Below are 3,509 nucleotides of genomic sequence, written 5' to 3'. Positions count from 1 at the left end.
TTCCAGCGATTGCGGCCATTTGTCTCTTGGAAATCAGGCCGTATTGAAAGCGGCTGGTACAATAGAGCTCAAATAAGGGACTATTTCAACAGCCTGCTAGAGGATCTTTCTCGGTCACCTCTGCCCAGTTGCCACTTCTTCTGTGCTAATGCCACGATCGGCCCACCGCTCCTCGGCTCCGGCATCCTGCTTCGCTCTACCTCCTGCATCCCTGCAGTCGTGCACATCCCTGTGCAAAAAAAGCCGCAGCAAAAGCTGCGGCAAACGTAGAACAAGCCTACGAGGAGCTGATTAGGCGTAAGTCGGTGCGAAGGCCTTTTCCGGCTCTTCCGCCGGCCCGTTCTCACCCCAGTAGGGGGATAACTTACGCAACTGTTCAACGATTGGCGGTACTGCTTCGATAACCCGCTCAACCTCTTCCATGGTGTTGTAACGCGATAGGGAGAAACGCACCGAACCGTGAGCGGCAGTGAATGGAATATCCATCGCGCGCATCACGTGAGATGGCTCCAAGGAGCCCGAAGTGCAGGCCGAACCACTGGAGGCGGCGATGCCCATCTTGTTCAGCAGCAGCAGGATCGCCTCGCCTTCGATATATTCGAAGGCAATGTTGCATGTATTGGGCATGCGGTTGTTGGGATCACCGGTCACGAAGCAGTGGGATACCTTATTCAGGATGCCCTGCTCCAGGCGATCACGCATTGCCCTGACGAAACTCTTCTCGTAGTCCATCGCCTCCAATGCCATTGAGCAGGCCTTGCCCAGACCGACAACGGATGTCGCGTTTTCGGTACCTGCCCTGCGTCCACGCTCCTGGTGGCCGCCCCGCAGCAGGGGGCGAAAACGCACTCCACGGCGCAGGTAGAGCACACCGATACCTTTGGGCGCGTGCAGCTTGTGCCCGGAGAGGGAGAGCATGTCGATGTTGGTATCTTTCAGATTGATGGGCAGCTTGCCCACCGCCTGCACTGCATCTGTGTGAAACATAACGCCGACGGAACGGGCCATCTCCGCCATCTCTTCCACCGGAAAGAGCGTACCGCTCTCGTTGTTGGCCCACATCACGGAGACGATGGCCACGTTATCGGAAAGTAGTTTGTAGTACTCCTGGATATCAAGACGCCCTTTCTTGTCCACCTTCAGATAGTGAACAGTATAGCCTTCTTTCTCCAGGTGTTCACAGAGATTGAGAACCGCTGGGTGTTCAACCACCGTGGTGATGATCTCCCTGCGATCGGGCTGGGCCTTTAATGCCGAGAGAATGGCGGTGGAGTCCGATTCGGTACCGCAGGAGGTGAAGATGATCTCTGAGTCGTGCTCTGCACCCAGCAGTTCCTGTACCTGTCTGCGCGCCTTCTTCAGGGCACGCCCTACCTTGTCACCAAACTGGTGCAGAGAGGACGGGTTGCCAAACTGTTCGGTAAAGAAGGGCAGCATCTCCTCTACCACTTCCGTCGCCACCATAGTGGTGGCGTTGTTATCGAGATAGATTCCTTCAGCCATGATCAGCCTCCCATTGCCTCGCGGCGCACCAGCTCTTCAGCGGGAAGCACCTGGATGAACTCGCCCAGCCCTTCTGCCAGGTGGGACTGGATGCCGCCCAGGGTGGTGGCCGCCATCTGGCAGCCCGCACAGGCACCGGTCATCTTGACGAAGATGTCCCGCCCGTCCACTTCAATCAATTCCACGTCACCGTGATCACGCTGAAGGTTGGGGCGGATCTCGTCGAGCAGTTCCTCGATACGTTTCATGCGCTGTAGGTTGGTCAGGCCCGACTTGGGCTTCTTGATCTCACCCGCTACAGCGGTAGTGTCGAAGGTTTCACCCTGCTCGGCCAGCACCTTGGTTAGGATCTCTTCAATGCCTTCATGACAGGCTGAGCAGCCGCCGCCGGCCTTCGTGTAGTTGGTCACCTCTTCAACGGTACGCAGGTTATTGGCACGTACCGTATGCTCGATCATCACTTCGTCCACCGCGAAGCACTTGCAGACCAGTGCACCCTCTTCGTGGTCGTCCTTCCACTCCTCGCCACGGAAGTTGGCCACAGCCGCCTGGAGGGCTTCACGACCCATTACCGAGCAGTGCATCTTCTCAGGCGGAAGTCCGTCGAGAAAGTCGGCGATGTCCTGGTTGCTCACATTCAGGGCGTCATCGATCTTCATGCCCTTGATAATCTCAGTCAGTGCCGAACTGGAGGCGATGGCAGAACCGCAGCCAAAGGTCTGAAAGCCGGCATCTAGTATTGTCTCGCTTGCCGGGTCAACCTTCAGTGTGAGTCTCAGTGCATCACCACATGAAAGAGAACCCACGTCACCAACGGCATTGGCTTCTTCCACCGCTCCGGCATTGCGCGGGTTATAGAAGTGTTCCTGAACTTTTTCCGAATAGTCCCACATAGTGCTTCTCCCAATCAGGCGGAAAACGATTTACCACAGCCACAACTGGCAGTTGCGTTCGGGTTTTCAAACTTGAAACCGCTCCCTTCCATCGTGTCCAGGAAGTCAACGGTGATACCGTCGAGCATCGGGGCACTGGCAGGGTCGACAAAAATCTTCAGCTCACCGAATTCGACGACTGTGTCGTCATCCTTTGCACCCGCTTCCAGGGACATGCCGTACTGCATTCCCGAACAGCCACCACCGGTAACCGAGATCCGAAGCCCGACGACCGGCGTTTCGGAACCCTTGATGAATCGGCTCACCGCCTTCTGTGCATTTTCAGTGAGTATCAGCATGATCTTTTTAACTCCATGGCAAACGTTTTGCATTACTCGTTGACGTAAGGCGTTGCAAAGCCTGTGCCACGAAAACAGAAAACACCTTACACATTGAATTAACAGTATTTTTAATGTTTCGTTCTCAACCGGAAAATGTTGCATGCACGACAATCTGCAGGAGATTGGTTAGTAACAAACCAAACAATGGAGTACGACAATGAATCTTGAAGATCTGCAACCTGGCGATGTGGTATTCGCTGCCAGTCACATCTATAACGACGGCGGCATACCTAAAGTGCCGGAAGATAAACTGCTGGCCGAACCGGGCACCCGCGGCGTTATCGTGGAGACGGGTCACCTGGAAGAGGCACCCGATCGCAAGGTCTACCTGGTGAGGTTCGAAGACACCGAACTCAACCTCGGCCCACCCACCGGCTGCTGGCCTGAAGAGCTGAAAACAGCGAATTAAATGCGGTTTTCCTAGTAGAAAGAGAATGAGCCTGGACGCTGCTGTCCCAGCCAGTTGCCGCCTGGGATGACCGAGCGTCCATTGCGCGCACCCCGATAGAGATAGATCCAGGCACTGCCCCAGGGGGTGGTGATCCGCTTGCGGTTGTAGAGCCTGGGATAGTCTTCTAGCCGGTCGAGCTGCGCGAACTGTAGTCCACTCACACGGTAGACCTCACCGGCAATGGCCGTGCCGCCACCCTCCACGACACCTGGATAGGCTCCCAGGTGGATCATCCTGTACTTAGGGATGGTCTGAAAACTTAGAGTTTTCATTCACCAGGCA

Annotated in this window: 6 protein-coding genes; 2 read left to right on the top strand and 4 right to left on the bottom strand. The window is 55.7% G+C overall.

All coding sequences use genetic code 11. The features are described 5' to 3' along the window. Positions 1–270: hypothetical protein (locus tag BOW53_RS12960; RefSeq protein ID WP_216641107.1), on the top strand; the 270-nt coding region annotated here is incomplete at its 5' end. Between the two features lie 21 nt (positions 271–291). On the opposite strand, the gene nifS is transcribed toward BOW53_RS12960, so the two are convergent. From nifS to BOW53_RS12440, 3 genes are read right to left on the bottom strand one after another with little or no spacing between them, the layout of a single operon-like run. Beyond that, on the bottom strand, positions 292–1,503 hold the full coding sequence (gene nifS, locus BOW53_RS12450) for a cysteine desulfurase NifS (RefSeq protein ID WP_078488294.1): 1,212 nt from the start codon (positions 1,501–1,503) through the stop codon (positions 292–294). Between the two features lie 2 nt (positions 1,504–1,505). After that, entirely contained in the window at positions 1,506–2,396 is an 891-nt protein-coding gene (nifU, locus tag BOW53_RS12445) for a Fe-S cluster assembly protein NifU (RefSeq protein WP_078488293.1), read from the bottom strand. 14 nt (positions 2,397–2,410) lie between these two features. Then, positions 2,411–2,734, bottom strand: coding sequence for a HesB/IscA family protein (locus tag BOW53_RS12440; protein ID WP_078488292.1), 324 nt, complete (start codon positions 2,732–2,734; stop codon positions 2,411–2,413). Between the two features lie 199 nt (positions 2,735–2,933). On the opposite strand from BOW53_RS12440, the gene BOW53_RS12435 reads away from it, so the two are divergent. Continuing rightward, positions 2,934–3,185: a nitrogen fixation protein NifZ gene (locus BOW53_RS12435; RefSeq protein WP_078488291.1), complete on the top strand. Its 252-nt coding sequence runs from the start codon at positions 2,934–2,936 to the stop codon at positions 3,183–3,185. 11 nt (positions 3,186–3,196) lie between these two features. Here BOW53_RS12435 and BOW53_RS12430 read toward each other — a convergent pair whose 3' ends face one another. Beyond that, positions 3,197–3,499 (bottom strand): gamma-glutamylcyclotransferase family protein, encoded by a 303-nt coding sequence (locus tag BOW53_RS12430; protein WP_078488290.1) that lies wholly within the window; start codon positions 3,497–3,499, stop codon positions 3,197–3,199. Positions 3,500–3,509: the final 10 nt, after the last annotated feature.

The sequence above is a fragment of the Solemya velesiana gill symbiont genome (genome assembly GCF_002020805.1).
Classification (GTDB): domain Bacteria; phylum Pseudomonadota; class Gammaproteobacteria; order Chromatiales; family Chromatiaceae; genus Sedimenticola_A.
This window is presented reverse-complemented; position numbering and strand designations above follow the sequence as displayed.